The organism is Nonomuraea sp. NPDC049419 (assembly GCF_040676995.1).
GTDB lineage: Bacteria > Actinomycetota > Actinomycetes > Streptosporangiales > Streptosporangiaceae > Nonomuraea > Nonomuraea salmonea.
This window is the reverse complement of sequence record NZ_JBFAQB010000019.1, coordinates 172808-191102: the sequence shown is the minus strand read 5'-3', so window position 1 is coordinate 191102 and position 18295 is coordinate 172808. Positions and strand designations below refer to the sequence as shown.

Genomic DNA, 18295 nt, shown 5'->3' with positions numbered 1-18295 from the left:
GCCGACAGATCCCGTTGAGGACCACAAGGTCAGTCAGGCGGTGGGTCAGACCCTGACGGGAAGCGCTCACACCTCCATCATCACTGTCAGGCGGCGGCCCTGGCGGTCAGGGCCACCGTCGCCTGGCGAGTGACGCCGTTGACGGTGACGGCCACCGTGACCTGGCCGGGCCGGAGCGCGGTGAGCGTGCCGGTGGCCGGGTCGAGGACGGCGACGTGCCTGGGCTTGGCCGAGGCGCGGCCGCCGACGTGCAGGTTGGGCGAGCCCGACCAGGTGACCGACACCGGGTAGGCGGCGGGCACCGTCCGGCCGTCCTGGACGACGGACGCGCTGACGGCGGCGGGCCTGCCGACCGCGACGCTCGCGGGCGCGGTGAGCGTCAGCTCGTCCACGTGCGGGCGCACCTGCGTGCCGATCCAGGTGGGCGCGTCGGTGAACCAGCTCCGCCTGACCAGCTCGGCCTCGGCCTTGCTGACCGGGTCGACGCCCCACAGGGACCAGCCGGTGAAGCCGCCGTCGTCGGGCGCGGTGGCGGGGTTCTTGCCGGAGTTGCCGTTGATGAAGTACGGCACGGCGTCCACGTGCTCGGCATGGAACGTCCCGACGTGCCCGCCGATGAACGCGGCCCCCTTGCCGGTCTCGCGCTGGAAGGCGGCCAGCCAGTCCTCGACCAGCGCGGCCTCCTTGCGGTCGCCGAGCTGGCTGCCCTTGCCCGGCGTGGGGTCGCGCGGCGGCACGTGGAACAGCACCGCGACCGACCCGATCGAGGAGTCCTTCGCGGCCTGGTCGAGCTGGTCGCGCAGCATCGCCACCTGGTCGAAGCCGCCGCCCCTGAGGGTCAGGCGCGAGGTGTCGAGCGTGATGAAGCGGGTGCCCTTGTGGTCGAAGGTCCGGTACGTGTCGCCGAAGACGGCCTTGAAGTTGTCGATCTGGCCGCCCATCACCTCGTGGTTACCCGGGATGTAGTGATATTTCACCGTCCCGCCGAGTTCCTCGTCGAGGATCCTCTTCGCCAGCGCGAAGTCCTCCGGCGACGCCTCGTCCACCAGATCACCGTTGACGAGCAGGAAGTCAGGCTCGGCGGCCTTGATCTCGCGCAGCGTACGCCGCGCGTTCTTCACCAGGTCGCTGTCCGGGTCCCTGGCCACGAACTGCGCGTCCGACATGACCGCGAACCGCCACGGCATGTCCGCCACGTCCGCCTTGACCACCGGGTCGGCGACCTTGGGCGCGGCCGGGGCCTCCACCGACGGCGGCACCTTGGCCACCAGCCCGTCGATCATGATCTCGTTGGTGTACGAGGCGCCGGCCTTGGTCTCGGCGACGTAGAAGCGGCGCAGCTTGAGCGGGTAGTTGACGCCCGGCGGCACCGGGAACTCGACGTAGCGCCAGCCGGTCCACGTCATGTACGGCCCGCGCAGGATCTGCGACTGCCCGAGCCCGGCGTAGAACTCCAGGCTGGGCCACTCACCCTTGCCGGTGGAGTTGATCCACAACCCGAACGCCTGCGGCTGCCCCTCGACGACCAGCTCCCCGGGCGGGCTGGCGTAGGCGGCCCTGGTGGCGGTGGAGGTGGTGAAGTCGTAGGAGAGCTTCAGCCCGCCGCCGTCGTGGCCGGGCGCGGCCGACAGCGAGCCGGTGGCGCGGGCGGCGGCGAACGTCCACTTCGCGGCGTCCTCGAAGTCGGCGACCTGCTTGTCCTCGAACCCGACGGTCACCGGCACGGCGGTGCTGAGCTCGCCGACCTTGGCGGTGATCAGCCCGGAGCCGGTGGCCTGGCGCGCCTTGACGGTGAAGTAGCCGTGCTCGGCGGCGGTGACCTCGAAGAGGTTCTTGTCGTAGGAGAGCTTGAGGTCGGCGGGCTCGATGGGCGCGGAGTTGCCGTTGCGGTCGTAGCCGACGACGCCGAAGGCGGCCGTGCCGTCCTGGCCGGCGATGCCGACCCGGTCGGCGGTGGCGCCGAGCCGCTCCAGCGGCTGCAGCACGGTCAGCTCGATCTCGCCCTTGGCCTTGCCGCGGGCGGCGGTGACCGTGGTCTGTCCCGGCAGCAGGGCGTGGAAGCGGCCGTCGCGGACGACGCCGTGCACGGCCGGCTTCGCGCGCCAGGACGGGGTGCCGGCGGCGGGGCCGTACGTCTCGTCGTAGCCGGCCGCGGTCAGCCTCCTGGTCAGGCCGGGGAAGACGCGGTCAGGACGGCCGCCGCCGACGGGGGCGGCGCCGGGCGCCTTGGCCGGGTCGGAGGCGGTCTCGACCCAGAAGCCCTTGAGCTTGCCGCTGCCCTCGGGCGCGTAGAGGGCCAGGCCGTTCGGCACGTGGCGCTCGCCGCCGTCGGACGGGCTGTTCTCCACCTGCACGTCGGCGGAGCCGGGCTCGCGGGCCAGCATCGTGGAGGAGCCGCCGCCGTCGAGGTTGAGCGCGTCGGCCGCGCCGAGCTCCTTCATCATGGCGGCCAGCTCGTTCAGGGTGACGCCGCGGCTGTCGGCCTGGCGGCCGTCCACGGTGACCAGGTACATCTTCCTGCCGTCGGCGGAGAAGCCGACCGCTGTGCGCGGGTGCGCGGCGGTGTCGGTGGAGTTCTGCACGACGCCGTCCTTGAGCAGCACCCAGTTGCCGCCGACGGCCGCCTTGACGGACTTGCCGTCGGATGGCTTGGGCTGGTACTTCACGTCCACCTTGTCGCCGGGCTCGAGCGCGGCCACGGCGGCGGCGCCCGCGTCGCGGCCGAGCAGGATCGTGCTGCCGGCCGGGATGGGGCCGCTGCCCGCGGCGTCGCGTACCTCGGAGACCACGCCGTCCACCAGCACGGCCTCGGCGACGGCGGTGGCGCCCTCGACGGCGCGGGCCCGCGTGTACGAGCCCCACAGCGGCGTGAACAGCCCGACGCCGTCGCGCTGGACGATCTGGTTGAACTGGGTCAGCGTGATCGGCGCGCCGCCGGCGGGGGTGGCGGTGCCCTCGAAGTACATCGCGAGCACCCGGCCGACGCCGTCGCCGGAGATCGCGACGGCCTTCTCGTGTCCGGCGATCGGCGACTGGACGAGCGTGCCGTTCTGGACGCCGATGCCCTGGGCGGCGCCGGAGTTGTTGATGTCGAAGAAGTCACCGTTGACGGCCGCGACCGCGCGCGAGCGCTTGGCCGGGCCGGACAGCGGCTCGGTCTTCGACACCTCGCCGGAGAAGACGTAGTCGGCCTTGACGCTGCCGAGGTCGGCGGTGACGGCGTCGGCACGCAGCCAGCCGAGCTCGTCGAAGGTGTCGAAGGAGGTCAGGGAGATGCCCGGCGCGACCGGCCGGGTGGTCTTGGCGGTCTCCAGCCGCCGGCCTTCAGCGGTCTTGGCCAGCAGCGTGGAGGAGGCGGGGTAGGACGACGCCTGGGACGCGTCCTCTGCGGGAGGGACGGGATCGGCCTGCGCGGGCGCGCTGATGGCCACAGGGGCTAACACGAGCGCGGCGGCGGCCAGCAATCGGAGGGTCTGCACGCCCCGAATGCAATCGCTCGTGGTTATAACTTTCAAGGCTTTGGCATGAACTAAAAGAAAATTTCAGATCTTGGTGGCCACGCGCTCTCCCACGGCGTCCCCCGGAGGCTCCTCCTCCTGCCCGGCCAGCTCCGGCAGGCGGACGCCCGCGTGCAGCACCAGCGGCACCGCCAGCGCCACCACCATGGACAGCACCGCCGTCCCCGAGTCGTTGACCAGCATGCCGACGACACCGCTGGCCAGCGCCCCGAGCAGCCCGGCGCGCAGCATCGGCAGCCGCTCGAACGCCAGCGGCACCACGCCCGCGCTCACCTTGCCGGGCCGCAGCACGGCGAAGATCAGGAAGATCAGCCCGGCCATGACGATCGGCATGAGGTTGGGCGAGAGCAGGGTGTTGAGCATGGCGCCCAGCTTGCGCGCGATCATCGGCAGGAACGTGCCGTCGAGCACCATCCCCACGAACCTGCCGAGATGCGTCTGCGCGGCCGGCGGGCGCAGGTGGTCGAGGACGGCGATGACCGACACGGCCACCCCGCCGAGCACGCAGAACCCGGCCAGCTTCAGCAGCGACACCTTGCGGCCCGCGACCAGCAGCGCGGTCACCGCGATGCCCGGCACGAACGCGATCACGCCGCCGAAGTCGCTGCCCACGCCGGGCCAGCCCGCCAGCAGCATCGCCACCACGCCGGACACCACCACCCCCGCCACGGCCGCGCGCCGCCGCCCGGCGCGGACGAGGTGCTGGGCGGCGATGGCCGAGCACATGAGCACGGAGGTGACGAGCAGCGCGAACGGGATGTTCGCCAGGCCGTAGAAGCGCCCGCCGACCACGGCGGTGTAGCCCATGAGGCTGTTGAACTGCAAAGTCGTGCCGGTCAGCAGGTCGGCCACGAGCACGGCCGCGGTGATCGCGGTGACCGCGGCGGGCGGGCCGAGCGGGTCGCGCCGCCACGGGCCGACCAGCGCCACGGCGGCGATCGTGGCCGTCATGGCCAGCACCGCGCCGATCAGCGTCGCCACCGGGTAGGGGCTGCGGTCCCACGGCAGCACGTTCACCGCGTACGTCGCGACGGGCACGCAGGCCGGCACGACCGCGACGGTCCCGACCAGGCCGAGCCGCCGGCGCTTCGACAGCAGGAGGTACGCCCCGACGTAGAAGGCCACCTGGAGGATCGCGTAGGCGGTGAAGAACCAGCCGGTCATGCCGCGTACGGAGGTGCCCGCCACGTCGGCCCTGACCAGGTCGGCGGGCGTGACGGGGTCGCCGAGCCGCCACGGCACCCCGACGACGCCGGACGGCGGCGTGATGCCGGCGGCGCCCAGGAGCGTGGGCGTGATGTCGGGCAGCACCACGAGGTCGTCGCGCATGGTCGAGCCGGCCCCGATGGACGGCCCGGCCTCGCCGGTGACCGCGTCGGTGCCCGCCCGCCGCCACAGCACGGCGCGCAGGTGCGGCACCGAGCCGTGGTCGCCGATGCCGGCCAGCACGACCTCGGTGTCCGCGGGCAGCCGGTCGAGCGCCGCGCCGACCTCGGCGTCGGCCTGGCGGACCAGCTCGCGGCGCTGCTCGGGCGAGATCGCCTCGGGCTCCTGCGGCAGCCTGCCGTCCTCGAGGTACGGCTGCACGAGCGCGGCGACGTCGACGGCCAGCACCCGGCAGCGCGACCAGTCGGACAGCCCGGCGGGCTCGGAGGCGTAGAGGTCGACCCTGCCCTGCTGGTCGGCCAGCGCCACCGCGGCGCCCCTGCCGACGGCGGCCGTGCAGTGGCCCGCGGCGTGCACGGCGCCGCCGAGCGCGCCGGCGTACATGCCGTTGGTGGTGGCGCGCAGCTCGGGCACCTCGGGCACGACGGCGCCCGCGCCCTGGGCGATCGGCTCGGGCGGCAGGCCGCAGCGGCGGCTGACTGCCTGGCGCACGCCCGCCGACACGCTCAGCCACCCGTCGTACGGGCAGGTGACGGTGCCGACGGCCTTGACCGAGAGCGACCCGAGCGCGCTCTGCCCGGCCAGCTCCCACATGCGCGGGGTGTCACGCGGGTCGAGGTCGTCCCAGAGCAGCCCCGGCACGCCGATGAAGGCCACCCTGCCGCCCTCCGGGGCGGCATCGGCAGCGGGGGGCGTGACCCATAACCCCGCGAACAGCACCACCAGGAAAAGCACCCACCGCACCGTCAGCCCCCATGGCTCACCGACTCCAGACCGCGGGACACCCTACAGTGCGGGACCGTCAGACGGCGCGCTCGACGGTGATGAGCCTGGTCAGGGCCTCGTCGTAGAGCGGATCCAGCCAGTAGGCGGTGTGCCGGCGGGTCTCGGGGAGCGGCTCGCCGGGGCCGGGCCTGCGCGGGTCCCAGCAGAACAGGTCGACGGCGTCCTGCTCGCCGCCCGCCAGGGGGTCGACGCGGCGGAAGGCGGGGCCGCCGATGGGGTCGCTGAGGCGGTAGAGGTTGCGCCACGTCACCGCCTCGCGTACCGCCGTCAGTTCCCTGTCGCCGAAGTAGGCGGGGAAGTAGGCGGCGTACAGGCGGCGCAGCGGCGAGCCGTGCGTGAGCAGCCGCACGCGCCGCCGGGTATCCGGATCGAGCTGCAGCACCACGGCGGCGGCGATGACGCTGCCCTGGCTGTGCCCCGACAGCACGACCTGGTCGCCGTCCTTCGCGGCCAGCCTGCGGACCCTGGCGACCAGCTCGGGCACGACCCGCTCGGTGTAGCAGGGCGGCGCGAGCGGGTGGATGGCGCGCGGCCAGAACGTGGCGATGTCCCACAGGATGCCGATCGTCCTGCGCAGCCGGGCGTCGCTGTACGTACGCCGCCCGACCAGCACCAGCGTCACCACGGCCGCCACCATGACCCAGCCGCCCGCCGAGGCGAGCATGCCCGAGACGCCGCCTCCTGGGGTGAAGGGGCCGAGCCGGTGCAGCACGGTCACCACCGCCGACCCGGCCGCGCCGAGCGCGGTGAGCACGCCGAGCACCAGCCCGGCCCGGTCGGTGAGCGCGGCCAGCGCCCACGCGCTCGCGACCGTCTCCGCGTCGTCGCGCTCGCCGTAGTAGGGCTTCAGCGCGGGCGCCAGCCGGGCCGCCGCCGCCTTCCTGATCAGCCACAGCACGCCCGCCAGCGCGAGGAGGCCGAACGCGAGCAGCGGCACCAGGGCCGCCGTCCACCAGGCGGAGTCGTCGATCAGCAGCGCCCGCTCCAGCGGGCCCGGCTCTGCGGCGGTGCCGGGGACGCCGAAGAACGCGGCGGTCCAGAACAGCAGGCCGAGCGCCAGCACGTTCGCGGCGCCCACGGCCACCATGAGCACGAACCAGGCCGCCATCCCGGCCATCGCCCGCGGCCCGCCCTCCTCGTCCTTGGCGGCGCGGGCCAGGGCGAAGGTGGTGATCAGGAGGAACAGCCCGAGGCCGACGGTGAGGGCGTACTGGAACGCTCCAATGCCGACGCCGGGGAGCTGCCAGGCGAGCGTGCCACCGTCACCCGGCTCCAGACCCGCCAGCGCGGCGCCGGCCGTGGCGAGGAACACCACCGGCGCCGCCACCCGCAACGCCCGGCACGAGGCGTCGAGCAGGACCGGTGTAGGCCGCCCCGCCTGCGGATCGACCCGGCGGGCGATGCACGGCAACGTCACCAGCACGGCGGCGGCGACCAGGATCGCCGCATTGGCGACGGTCAGCACGAGCCCCACGGCCGCACCGGCGAACGGCGCCACCACCGCCACCCCGATGGACGCGACGGCGAAGGCCACATGCACCACCCGCAGCCGCCACACCGGCGCCCCGCCATGCCACAGCCTCGGCCTCCCCAACAGCACCCCGCCGCTGGGCCGCACGCCACCACCCGGCCGCTCCCCCGTACTCGGCTGCCCGCCACCCTCCGGCCGCTCCTCCACCCGCACGCCGCCCGGCTGCTCCGCCGAGGCCGGCGCGGGGGGTGGGGTGTCGTCCGTCTGGGTGCGGGGGGCCGGGACGCCGGCCGCGGGCGGGGCCGCCGGACCGTCCGGGGGGCGGGTGTTCTCGTCGCGGCGCCACGTGCGCCGGGCGAGCCACCACAGCAGGACCACGATCGCCAGCGGCAGCAGCGACGTGACCGCCAGCCGCCGGGACGGCTCGTCGCCCCAGAGGACGGCGAGCCACCGCACCCAGACGGGCGCGGCGTCGGCGGCGCAGGCCCGTCCTGCGGCAGTGCACTGCCAGCCGATGAGATCGACGCCGGCCCGGGTGACCGCGCCGACCAGCGTGCCGGTGAGCAGCAGCGCGAACAGCCGCTGCCCCGCCTCGGTCACGTGCCGCAGCCGCCTGGCCCCGGCGGGCCTCGGGAGCATGAAGTAGGCCAGGTTGGCGAGCGAGAACGGCAGCAGGAGCAGCCACAGCGCGATGGCCCGGCCACCGGAGGTGAGGTTGCCCCAGGCATAGGCCTCGCGGTGACGCACACCCGGCACGTCAGCGTGGCCTCCGGACGGCGGCCCGCCCTCCCACCAGCGGCGATAGAACCCCGTGGTGCCGTCGCCGGCGACGAGCCTGGGGCGAGGATGGGCGAGGATGACCGACGGCGGCGTGCCCGAGACGCCGTGCACGCGCAGCTCGGTCACACCGCCGCAGGTCTCGTCGAGAAAACCGTCCACCAACCCAGCATCTAATCACTTACTGTTATTGGTCAAATACTCGTCGTGTTCGCGGTCGTGGTCACGCTGCGGCAAACATGGCAAAGAGGAGTATTCCGGGGCGCTTCGCTTCACCGCCGCTCAGGTGGGAACGAGGACGCTGAGGCGTCCGTACGGGGGTGCGGGGGTGCCCGATGGGCGAGGGGGCGGAGAGCCTGAGAGACATCATTGGCAGACGCGACGACAGGGAAGCGCCACGGGAGCGCCCTGCCGAGGGGGACCACGGGTGCCTCGGCGAGGCCAGGGCCCACTGGATCGACCGCGACACCGTGGTGTGGCCAGGCGAGCCGGCCTGCCAGGAGGGCGCGTTCCTGGTCTTCCACCCCGGCGACGTGCCGTGGGGCCACGGCGAGCAGGACTGCGGGGCCTGCCTGATCCGGCTGATGCCGGGCAGGCTCACCGGGCAGCAGCGCGTCAGGTGGCCGCACCTGGCCGGGCATCCGGCGTACAAGGTGGATCCGCAGGACGCCGACCTCGTCCCTGAGGCGCTGCGCGGCCAGGTGGTGGCCGTGCGGCGCGATCCCGAGGGCCGGGTCGAGGCCGTGACCGGCGTGCAGCTGCCCGGCGTCCTCGACGACCTGTACGCGGCCGCCGCAGGCGCCGTGCTGGGGCCGTCGGGGAAGATGTTCCCGAAGCTCGCGGTGTGGGCGCCGACCGCGCGGAAGGTCGAGCTGGCCCTGTACGGCCCCACGGGGCGGCGGGTGCACCGCATGCGGCGCGACGACGAGACCGGCGTGTGGACGGTGCACGGGCCGCCCGCGTGGTGGGGGCTGGAGTACACGTACCTGGTGACCGTCTACTCGCCCGATGCGGGGGCGGTGGTGACGAACGAGGTCACCGACCCGTACGGCGTGGACGTCACCGCCGACGGCCGGCGCAGCAGGATCATCTGCCTGACCAGGGCGGCGCTCAAACCGCCCGGCTGGGACCGGCACGCCGCGCCGCCGCCGGTGCCGCAGCACCGGGCGGTGGTCTACGAGCTGCACGTCCGCGACTTCTCCGCCGCCGACCCGACCGTGCCGGAGGAGCTGCGCGGCACGTACGCGGCCTTCGCCCTCGACTCCGACGGCACGCGCGAGCTGCGTGCCCTGGCCGCCGACGGGGTCACGCACGTGCACCTGCTGCCGGTGTTCGACGTGGCGACCATCCCCGAACGGCGCGAGGACCGTACCGAGCCTCCCGCCGGCGAGCTGGCCGCGCTGCCGCCCGACTCCGAGCGGCAGCAGGAGATCGTGGCCCGCACCGCAGGCACCGACTCCTACAACTGGGGCTACGACCCGCTGCACTACACGGTGCCGGAGGGTTCGTACGCGACCGATCCGGACGCCCGCGTCCGCGAGTTCCGCGCCATGGTGGCCGCGCTGCACGAGGCGGGGCTGCGCGTCGTCATGGACGTCGTCTACAACCACACCCACTCCACCGCCGTGCTCGACCCCGTCGTGCCCGGCTACTACCACCGGCTGCTCGACGACGGCTCACTCGCCACCTCCACCTGCTGCGCCAACACCGCCCCCGAGCACCTCATGATGGGCAAGCTCGTCGTCGACTCGGTCGTCACCTGGGCCCGCCACTACCGCGTCGACGGCTTCCGCTTCGACCTCATGGGCCACCACCCGAAGTCCAACCTGCTCGCCGTCCGCCGCGCGCTCGACGCGCTCACGCCCGCCGCCGACGGGGTCGACGGGAAGTCGATCATCCTGTACGGGGAGGGGTGGAGCTTCGGGGAGGTGGCCGGTGACGCCAGGTTCGTGCAGGCCACCCAGGCCAACCTGGCGGGCACCGGCATCGCGACGTTCAACGACCGGCTGCGCGACGCGGTGCGCGGCGGCGCCCCCTTCGACGCCGACCCGCGCGTGCAGGGCTTCGGCTCGGGCCTGGCCGGCGCGCCGAACGGCGCCCCCGTCAACGGCGGCCCCGACCAGCAGCGCGAGCGGCTGGCCCGCTCCTGCGAGCTCATCAGGATCGGGCTCACCGGCGCCCTGGCCGGTTACGTGCTGCCGTCCGGGCGGGCGGGCTCGGAGATCTGGTACAACGGCATGCCCGCCGGATACACCGCCGCGCCGGGCGAGGCGGTCGCGTACGTGGACGCCCACGACAACGAGACCCTGTACGACGCGCTTGCGTACAAGCTGCCGCAGGGCACGCCGATGGCCGACCGGGTGCGCATGCAGGTGCTGTCGCTGGCCGTGGTGCTGCTGGCGCAGGGCATGGCGTTCCTGCACGCGGGCAGCGAACGGCTGCGCTCGAAGTCGCTCGACCGCAACTCCTACGACTCCGGCGACTGGTTCAACCGGCTGCTGTGGGACTGCGCGCAGGGCAACGGCTTCGGCGCCGGGCTGCCGCCGCGGCGCGACAACGAGGCCCGCTGGCCGTACGCCCGCCCGCTACTCGCCGACCCTTCCCTGCGGCCCGGTCCCGCCGACATCAGGGCCGCCCGCGCCATGGTCGGCGAGCTGCTGCGGATCCGGTCCTCGACGCCGGCCTTCGCGCTCGGGACGGCCGAGGAGGTGCGGCGGCGGCTGACGTTCCCCGGGTCCGCCGAAGGGGTGATCACGATGTGCATCGACACCTCGGGCCTGGACGAGCGGTGGCGGTCGGTCACGGTGGTCTTCAACGCCACGCCGGCACCTCAGGCCCAGGCCGCCGGTTCGCCCGTGACGCTCCATCCCGTCCAGGCGGAGTCGGCCGATCCGGTCGTACGGTCGTCGTCGTACGACCCCTCCACCGGGACGCTGACCATTCCGGCCCGCACGGTCGCCGTCTTCGTGGAGCCGTAAAGGGTGGTTCGTCCGCGTTGGAGTGTGGCCGTACGGGGTAGAGGGAACGTTCATCGCATCACTGGCATTGAGCCGCACGACGGCGCAGACTGGATAGACGGCGATCGCGTGGAGCAGTGGAGCACCCGTGGACAATCACCTTGATCACCTGCCGGTCCTTTCCCGTGGCAGGCATCGCAACCCGAAACGCGGTGCCTGCTTCATGGAACTCGCCTCCTACCTGGCCGGCGAGCGCTGGAGCGACCACCCGGCCTGCACACATCCGCTGCTGGCCGCGCTCGCCAGGCTCGTCAACGACAACACCGACGACGAGAACCGGGCCAAGCTCGTCCATCTCGTCCCGTCCATCATCGGCCTGAACAGCGACGACCTGCGCGTGGACGCGCACATCGCGCTGCGCTGCGCCACCACCGCCCTGCCGGTCGCCGCCGCCGAACGCCAGCTCGCCCTGGCCGTCTCGGTGCTCGCGGCCGAGGAGATGCTCGCCCGCCTCGACGGGGCGCCGTCCGGACGGATGAGCGAGCGCAGCCGCCGCGCGATGGCCGAGGTCCCGCACGCTGCCGAACAGGCCCGCCGCTTCAGCCGCGCCGCCCGCATCACGGAGAAGGGTTTCCGCCGCTACGCCGCCCCGAACGCGGTGCAGCTGGCGGTGGTCGGCATCGTCCAGGCCTGCATCCCGGACCCGGACGCCCTGCTCCGCAGGCTGCTGGAGGAGACCATCGAGGAGTGCGCCACCCTCATCCATCCCGCCACGACCGAGGCTTCGACCCTGACCCCGGCTCACGCCTGACACGTCAGGGCCCCAGCCTCGTTCTTCGGGTGGGGAGGTTCTTCGGGTGCGGGGTTCTTCGGGTGCGGGGGCGTCACCCCGTGCCCGACATCTGGCCGCGGCCCTGCCTGGAGTAAGGCTGGCGGCACGGCGACCAGAACTGGGTCGGCGCCGGACTCAACGACAACATCGGGAGAACGTGGGTGCGTCGCCAATTCTCCAGCCGGACGACGTCATCTTGAGGTGTTGCGGCCGCATGGCGCTCATCGCGTGATCATTCGGAGTTCGTGAGAACAGCCGAGGATCACGCGATCGCCGCGGCTCACGTCACACCTCGGACGAGTTCTGCCGATCCCCGATCAGCTCGTGGGGTTCTGCCGCTGACTGACCCTCTTCTCAAGCGAATCGGCACACGTGCACTCCCTCGGCGAGCTCTGTGATGCCCGCCCACAGCCACTGAGCATCGGATGCCTTTCGCAGGGCCGTCCGTCACCGACGGACGGTTGAACCCGATCGCCGATGCACGGTTGCACCCGGTCGCCGACGGGCGGTTGGAGCGGTCGCTGAGGGACGGTTACGGCGGCGTCACCGTCCATGACCGGGCGAGCACAGAATGCCGAAAAGCCCGTCAACACCGCAGGTCAGGCAAGGCTCGCCTTCGTTGCGGATCTTGTGGAGCATATGCCACATTTTTCATGAGAGATCCTAAATCGGAGGAAAACGTATGACGATCGAGCTCGCTCGTCCGCACTCTCCCGAGCAGCACCACACCCACCGCGACGTGACCGGTGGATGGCTGCGGCCGGCGGTGTTCGGGGCGATGGATGGGCTCGTGTCCAACTTCGCGCTGATCGCCGGAGTGGTCGGCGCGGCGGGGGCCGGGCAGGGGGCGGTGCTGGCCGGGTTCGCGGGGCTGTTCGCCGGTGCGTGCTCGATGGCGGCCGGCGAGTACACGTCCGTGAAGTCCCAGACCGAGCTGATGCGGGCGGAGATCGCGGTCGAGCGCCGCGAGCTCGCCCGCAACCCGGTCGGCGAGCGCGCCGAGCTGGTGGCGCTCTACCGTTCGCGGGGCCTCGACGCCGAGCTGGCCGAACGGGTGGCCGACGGACTGTCCGCCGACCCCGAGCAGGCGCTGCGGGTGCACGTCCGCGAGGAACTCGGCGTGGACCCCGACGATCTGCCGTCCCCGTACGTGGCCGCCGGCTCGTCGTTCTGCGCCTTCGCCGCCGGCGCATTGGTGCCGCTGGCACCGTTCCTGTTCGGGGCGTCCGGGCTGCTGGTGGCCCTGGTGGTGAGCATGGTCGCCCTGTTCGGCTTCGGCGCCGTCGTGGCGGTCCTGACGGCCCGTCCGTGGTGGCTGGGCGGCCTCCGCCAGCTCGCCCTGGGTGTAGGCGCCGCCACGGTCACCTTCGGCCTGGGCCACCTCCTGGGCGTCACCATCGCCTGACGCGCAGGAACCGTACAGGCTGGGCGAACGACACCGCCCCCGCAAGTCGCGAACGCGCGAACACACCACACCGCGCGTTCGCGTTGGGTGGTCAGGGGCGGGTGGAGGTGGCGAGTTTGAGGCCCAGAGCCACCAGGGCCACGCCGGTCAGGGCGTCCACCGCGCGGCGTACGTTCGGACGGGCGAACAGTTTGCGCAGGGCTCCCACCACGTTGGCCACCACCAGGAACCAGGCGACCGTCGCAACCAGCGCCGCCGCCGAGAGAGCCACCACCGGCGCCCCGGCTCCGAGAAACTGCGGCACCAGCGCCACGAAGAACAGGGCGGCCTTCGGGTTGAGCACGTTGGTCAGGAAGCCCTCCATGAACGCGGCCCCCGGCCCCCGCCTGCCCGCATCCGGGACGTCCAGCCGCAGGGTGCCGCCACCGCGCCAGGCCGCGAGCAGCGACCGTACGCCGAGATAGAGCAGGTAGGCCGCGCCGACCACCTTGACGACGGTGAAGGCGGCGGCGGACGCCGCGAGCAGCGCGGCCACCCCGGTGGCTGCGGCGACCACCCAGGCGAAGACACCCACCGCGACCCCGGAAGCGGCGGCCATCCCGTGCACGCGACCGGAAACGGCCGAACGCCGCACGACCACCGCGAAGTCAGGCCCAGGCGACATCGCGCCGAGCACCACCACACCACCAAAAGCCACAACCTGCCCCAAAGCCGTCACCCGCCCACCCTACGACCTCCCCTCCAACAGCCCCCACCCGCTGCCGAGCCGCCTTCACCGGCCTCGGACCGATGAGGCCGGCTTCACCAACCCTCGGGAAGGGAAGCCAGTATCACCAACCGTCGGAAGGCGACGGGACCCACCTCACCGGGCGCCGAGGAACGAACCCGGCCTCACCGGCCCTCGGGAGGGGAGGTCAGAACGGGCCCCGCCTTCATGCGAGACACCGTTGGCGAAGCAGGCCGAACAGGAGCCGCCCCGTGGTCACGTTTGTGATCACGGGGCGGCTCCTGCGTTGGGAGGTGCACGCCGGGCAAGCAGGGCGCGATCATGTGATCCATGTCGATCCCCCGGGACCCGCCCGCACCCGCACCACCGCAGAAGTCCAGACATTCACGATTGGCTCGCCGAAGCGGCTGCCTGGCCTTGCTATCAGTGCCGCTCTTGCTGCTCGCGGCGATCGTCATGGCACCGGTGTGGATCAATGACCACCGGCTGGCGCGCATGGTGGGCCGCATCCAGGCGTATCCGCTGCCATCCGGAACAGACTTCGGGTACTTCGACCCGCAAGTCGAGGTGAGCGGCGACTCCGGCGACTGCTGGTACACCATCCGCTTCGAGCTCTCCACCGAGCGGCCCGTGCAAGAGGTGCTGAACCACTACCGCCAGGCGAAGATCGAAGATCCCGACGGAGACGTCTGCGACTACGAGGTAGTGGCCTTCATACTGTTCGACGAGCCCGGCACCCCCGTGGATGGCGCCTCCGTCACAAACTCAGTGATCATCGACCTGGACGGCATGTACGACGATACCTGGACGGACATGCGCTGCTACTGACACGGCGGGGCCGCTCGCGTGCTGGTCTTTTGCGCTCTAACCAAGATCGCCGGGATGGAAGACACCCTCTCACGCCACCAGGCGCAGGGCGGCGAAGCACGAGGTGCGGGTCGGGGCCAGCGGCGTTCCGGTGAGCCAGGCGTCGAGCCTGGTGAGGTTCATCGCCGCGGCGATAAGAATGTGCTGGAGATGGGTCTTGGCCGTCCGGTGATAGCGGCACCGCCGCAGGCCAAAGCCTTTGACGCCTTGGGCGATGGTGCCCTCCACGCCTGCCCTGTGGGCGTAGCGTTGCTGCCATTCGTCGGTGCTTTGCCTCTGGCGTGCGCGTTGCAGGGCTTCATGCGGTCCTCGCGCAGACGGTCAGCGCGCAGACGGTCAGCGCACGGGGTGCCCGTGCGCGGTGTCGCGTCGTGGGTTGTCAGTCAAAGGTGGTGGAGATCTTGTGCCAGCCGCCAGGGGCGATGTCCTCCGCCGGTGCGGGGCCCCAGGTGCCGGGGTCGTACGGCAAGGGTGGCTCCGGCAGGTCGAGGAGGGGCTGGACGATGCGCCAGGACTCCTCCACCAGGTCGAACCTGGCGAACCTGCGAGGGTCGCCGCTGACCGCGTCGGCGAGGATGCGTTCGTAGGCGGCGTCCATCGGGCCGAGCTCTTTGGTGAAGTCGACGCTGACGGGCACCGGGCGGGTGTGTTGCTTGCCGGGCTCCTTGGCCAGGAGGTCGAAGGTGACGCCCGCGTCGGGTTGCAGGCGGAAGCGGATGAGGTTGGGGCTGCCGGGTGCGTGGGCGTCGCTGAACATGGTGACCGGCGGGCGGCGCAGCTCGGCGACGACCTCGAGGTCGGTGGTGGGCAGCGCCTTGCCCGAGCGGATGCACCAGGGCACGCCGGCCCAGCGCCAGTTGTCGATGTAGGCGCGCAGGGCGACGTAGGTCTCGGTGGTGGAGCCGGGGCGCACGCCGTCGGTGCCGAGGTAGCCGGTGTATTGGCCGCGTACGACGTCGGCCGGGTCGATGGTCTGCACCGCCCGCAGCACCCGCCACTTCTCGTCGAGCGTGGCCCGGGCGTCGGTGGACGGCGGCGGGTCCATCGCGAGGAGGGCGAGGAGCTGCAGCAGGTGGTTTTGGACGACGTCGCGGACGGTGCCGTTGGCGTCGTAGAAGGCGCCCCGGTCGCGTACGTCGAAGTCTTCGGCCATGGTGATCTGGATGCTGCGGATGTAGGAGCGGTTCCAGATGGGCTCGAGCAGCATGTTGGCGAACCTGAAGACCAGGAGGTCCTCAACCGGCTCCTTGCCGAGGAAGTGGTCGACCCGGCGCAGGTGGTCTTCGTCGAAGTGCTGGAGCAGCTGGTCGTTGAGCGCGCGGGCCGAGCCGAGGTCGTGGCCGAACGGTTTCTCCACGACCAGCCGCGCGTCGTGGTTGAGGCCCGCCCCGGCCAGCCCCTCGGCGACGGGGGCGAACAGGGCGGGCGGCACGGCGAGGTAGTGGACGAGGAAGCCCTTGCCCCGGACCTCGTCGGCCAGCCGGGTGAAGGTGCCGGGGTCGCGGTAGTCGCCTGCGACGAGCCGCAGGTTGCCGGCCAGCCTGTCGAACGCGGCGTCACGCGGCCCACCGCACGCCTCGCGGGCGTGCTCGCGCAGCCCGTCGAGGTCGAGGTCGGTCCTGGCGACACCGATGATCGGCAGGTCGAGCCGGCCGTCGGCGGCCAGGCGGTAGAGGGCCGGCAGCAGCATCTTGCGGGCGAGGTCGCCGGTGATGCCGAACAGCACCAGCGCCCCCGCCGCACCGGGCTCCTCGCCTGAAACCGCGCCCGCCGTGGCGGCCGGGGCCGATGTCGCGGGCTCCCCCGTGGCGGTCGGGGCCGGTGTCGCGGGCTCCCCCGTGGCGTTCATGTCAGACGCGCCTTCCGCGCAGCGCGCGGTAGCGGCGGATGAGTTGTTCGGTGGAGGGGTCGGGGAAGGAGGTGGGCGGGGCGTCGGAGATCAGCGCGGGCGCGAGGTCGAGCGCCATCTTCTTGCCCAGCTCGACCCCCCACTGGTCGAAGGAGTCGATGCCCCAGATGGTGCCCTCGACGAACACGATGTGCTCGTAGAGGGCGACGAGCTGGCCGAGCGTGGACGGGGTGAGCTTGGGCGCGAGGATCGTGGAGGTGGGCCGGTTGCCGGGCATCACCTTGTGGGGCACGATCTCGGGCGCGGTGCCCTCGGCCGCGATCTCGTCGGCGGTCTTGCCGAAGGCCAGCGCGGAGGTCTGGGCCAGCAGGTTGGCGGTGAGCTGGTCGTGCATGCCCTCGCGGTCTTCGTGGGGCTCGGCGAAGCCGATGAAGTCGGCGGGAACGAGCCGAGTGCCCTGGTGGAGCAGCTGGTAGAAGGCGTGCTGGCCGTTGGTGCCTGGCTCGCCCCAGAAGATCTCGCCGGTGGTGGCGGTGACGGGGGCGCCGTCGGCGCGTACGGACTTGCCGTTGGACTCCATCGTGAGCTGCTGGAGGTAGGCGGGGAAGCGGTGCAGCCGCTGGCTGTAGGGCAGCACGGCGCGGGTCTCGGCGCCGAAGAAGTCGGTGTACCAGATGCCGAGCAGGGCCATCAGCACCGGCATGTTCGCCTTGAACGGCGCGGTGCGGAAGTGCTCGTCGATGGTGTGGAAGCCGTCGAGCATCTCGCGGAAGCGCTCGGGCCCGATGGTGATCATCAGGGACAGGCCGATGGCGCCGTCGTAGGAGTAGCGGCCGCCCACCCAGTCCCAGAAGCCGAACATGTTGGCGGTGTCGATGCCGAACTCCTCGACCTTCGCCGCGTTGGTGGAGACGGCCACGAAGTGCTTGGCCACGGCCTCCTCGCCGAGCGCCTCGACCAGCCAGCGGCGCGCGACCCTGGCGTTGGTGAGGGTCTCGAGCGTGGTGAAGGTCTTGGAGCTGACCACGAACAGCGTGGTGGCCGGGTCGAGGCCGGCGAGGTTGCCGGTGATGTCGGCCGGGTCGATGTTGGAGACGAAGCGGGCGGTGATGCCGGCGTCGGCGTAGTCGCGCAGCGCCTCGTAGGCCATCGCGGGGCCGAGGTCGGAGCCGCCGATGCCGATGTTGACGACGGTCTCGATGGGCCTGCCGGTGGCGCCCTTCCACTCCTTGGACCTGACCCGGTCGGCGAAGCCGCTCATCTTGTCGAGCACGGCGTGCACGTCGGCCACGACGTCCTGCCCGTCGACGACCAGCTCGGCGCTGCGCGGCAGGCGCAGCGCGCCGTGGAGGACCGCGCGGTCCTCGCTGACGTTGATGTGGTCGCCGCGGAACATGGCGTCGATGCGCTCGCGCAGCCCGGCCCGCTCGGCCAGCGCCGTGAGCAGGTCGAACGTCTCCTGCGTCGCGCGGTGCTTGGCGTAGTCGAGATAGAGGTCGCCGGCGGTCACCGTCATGCGCCCGGCCCGGCCCGGGTCGTCCGCGAACAGCTCGCGCAGGTGCCTGCCCGCCAGCTCTTCGTGGTGCTTGCCCAGGGCCGCCCACTCCTGGCTCTGGGTGATGTCGCCGTTCACGCTTTGCCTCCTCATGTCGCCAAACCTCGTGGCGCCAAGCCGATCATGCCTGGTCCCATCGTCCCGTAACCGTGTACCCCGCGCGGT

General features: G+C 72.2%; 10 protein-coding genes and 1 pseudogene. 4 read left to right on the top strand and 7 right to left on the bottom strand.

Annotated features, from left to right (window positions below; genetic code table 11):
• Positions 1-86: 86 nt before the first annotated feature.
• From AB0K12_RS38590 to AB0K12_RS38580, 3 genes are all read right to left on the bottom strand, one after another.
• Positions 87-3479: a phosphodiester glycosidase family protein gene (locus AB0K12_RS38590; RefSeq protein ID WP_364572425.1), complete on the bottom strand. Its 3393-nt coding sequence runs from the start codon at positions 3477-3479 to the stop codon at positions 87-89.
• A 63-nt stretch (positions 3480-3542) separates the two neighbouring features.
• Entirely contained in the window at positions 3543-5648 is a 2106-nt protein-coding gene (locus tag AB0K12_RS38585; protein ID WP_364572423.1) for a hypothetical protein, read from the bottom strand.
• Between the two features lie 58 nt (positions 5649-5706).
• Positions 5707-8100: a hypothetical protein gene (locus AB0K12_RS38580; RefSeq protein ID WP_364572421.1), complete on the bottom strand. Its 2394-nt coding sequence runs from the start codon at positions 8098-8100 to the stop codon at positions 5707-5709.
• A gap of 173 nt (positions 8101-8273) precedes the next feature.
• On the opposite strand from AB0K12_RS38580, the gene pulA reads away from it, so the two are divergent.
• The 3 genes from pulA (at position 8274) to AB0K12_RS38565 (ending at position 13132) form a co-directional block, all read left to right on the top strand.
• Complete coding sequence (pulA, locus tag AB0K12_RS38575; RefSeq protein WP_364572419.1) at positions 8274-10916, top strand: pullulanase-type alpha-1,6-glucosidase; 2643 nt, start codon at positions 8274-8276, stop codon at positions 10914-10916.
• 202 nt (positions 10917-11118) lie between these two features.
• Complete coding sequence (locus tag AB0K12_RS38570) at positions 11119-11706, top strand: hypothetical protein (RefSeq protein ID WP_364572417.1); 588 nt, start codon at positions 11119-11121, stop codon at positions 11704-11706.
• Positions 11707-12409: 703 nt separating this feature from the next.
• Entirely contained in the window at positions 12410-13132 is a 723-nt protein-coding gene (locus tag AB0K12_RS38565; RefSeq protein ID WP_364572415.1) for a VIT1/CCC1 transporter family protein, read from the top strand.
• A 91-nt stretch (positions 13133-13223) separates the two neighbouring features.
• Here AB0K12_RS38565 and AB0K12_RS38560 read toward each other — a convergent pair whose 3' ends face one another.
• Entirely contained in the window at positions 13224-13796 is a 573-nt protein-coding gene (locus tag AB0K12_RS38560) for a LysE family translocator (protein ID WP_364572431.1), read from the bottom strand.
• Between the two features lie 393 nt (positions 13797-14189).
• On the opposite strand from AB0K12_RS38560, the gene AB0K12_RS38555 reads away from it, so the two are divergent.
• Positions 14190-14687, top strand: coding sequence for a hypothetical protein (locus AB0K12_RS38555; RefSeq protein WP_364572413.1), 498 nt, complete (start codon positions 14190-14192; stop codon positions 14685-14687).
• Positions 14688-14756: 69 nt separating this feature from the next.
• Here AB0K12_RS38555 and AB0K12_RS38550 read toward each other — a convergent pair.
• The 3 genes and pseudogenes from AB0K12_RS38550 to pgi form a co-directional block, all read right to left on the bottom strand.
• Positions 14757-15029, bottom strand: a pseudogene (locus AB0K12_RS38550) (transposase); the annotation flags it as partial.
• A gap of 76 nt (positions 15030-15105) precedes the next feature.
• Positions 15106-16575, bottom strand: a complete 1470-nt coding sequence (gene zwf / locus AB0K12_RS38545) for a glucose-6-phosphate dehydrogenase (RefSeq protein ID WP_364572411.1) — start codon at positions 16573-16575, stop codon at positions 15106-15108.
• Between the two features lies 1 nt (position 16576).
• Positions 16577-18208: a glucose-6-phosphate isomerase gene (pgi, locus tag AB0K12_RS38540; RefSeq protein WP_364572409.1), complete on the bottom strand. Its 1632-nt coding sequence runs from the start codon at positions 18206-18208 to the stop codon at positions 16577-16579.
• Positions 18209-18295: the final 87 nt, after the last annotated feature.

Bases quoted from the DNA above. Each gene is read 5' to 3' on its own strand.
- pulA (WP_364572419.1), top strand. From the start codon at position 8,274: ATGGGCGAGGGGGCGGAGAGCCTGAGAGACATCATTGGCAGACGCGAC.
- AB0K12_RS38570 (WP_364572417.1), top strand. From the start codon at position 11,119: ATGGAACTCGCCTCCTACCTGGCCGGCGAGCGCTGGAGCGACCACCCG.
- AB0K12_RS38565 (WP_364572415.1), top strand. From the start codon at position 12,410: ATGACGATCGAGCTCGCTCGTCCGCACTCTCCCGAGCAGCACCACACC.
- AB0K12_RS38560 (WP_364572431.1), bottom strand. From the start codon at position 13,796: ATGTCGCCTGGGCCTGACTTCGCGGTGGTCGTGCGGCGTTCGGCCGTT.
- AB0K12_RS38555 (WP_364572413.1), top strand. From the start codon at position 14,190: ATGTCGATCCCCCGGGACCCGCCCGCACCCGCACCACCGCAGAAGTCC.
- zwf (WP_364572411.1), bottom strand. From the start codon at position 16,575: ATGAACGCCACGGGGGAGCCCGCGACACCGGCCCCGACCGCCACGGGG.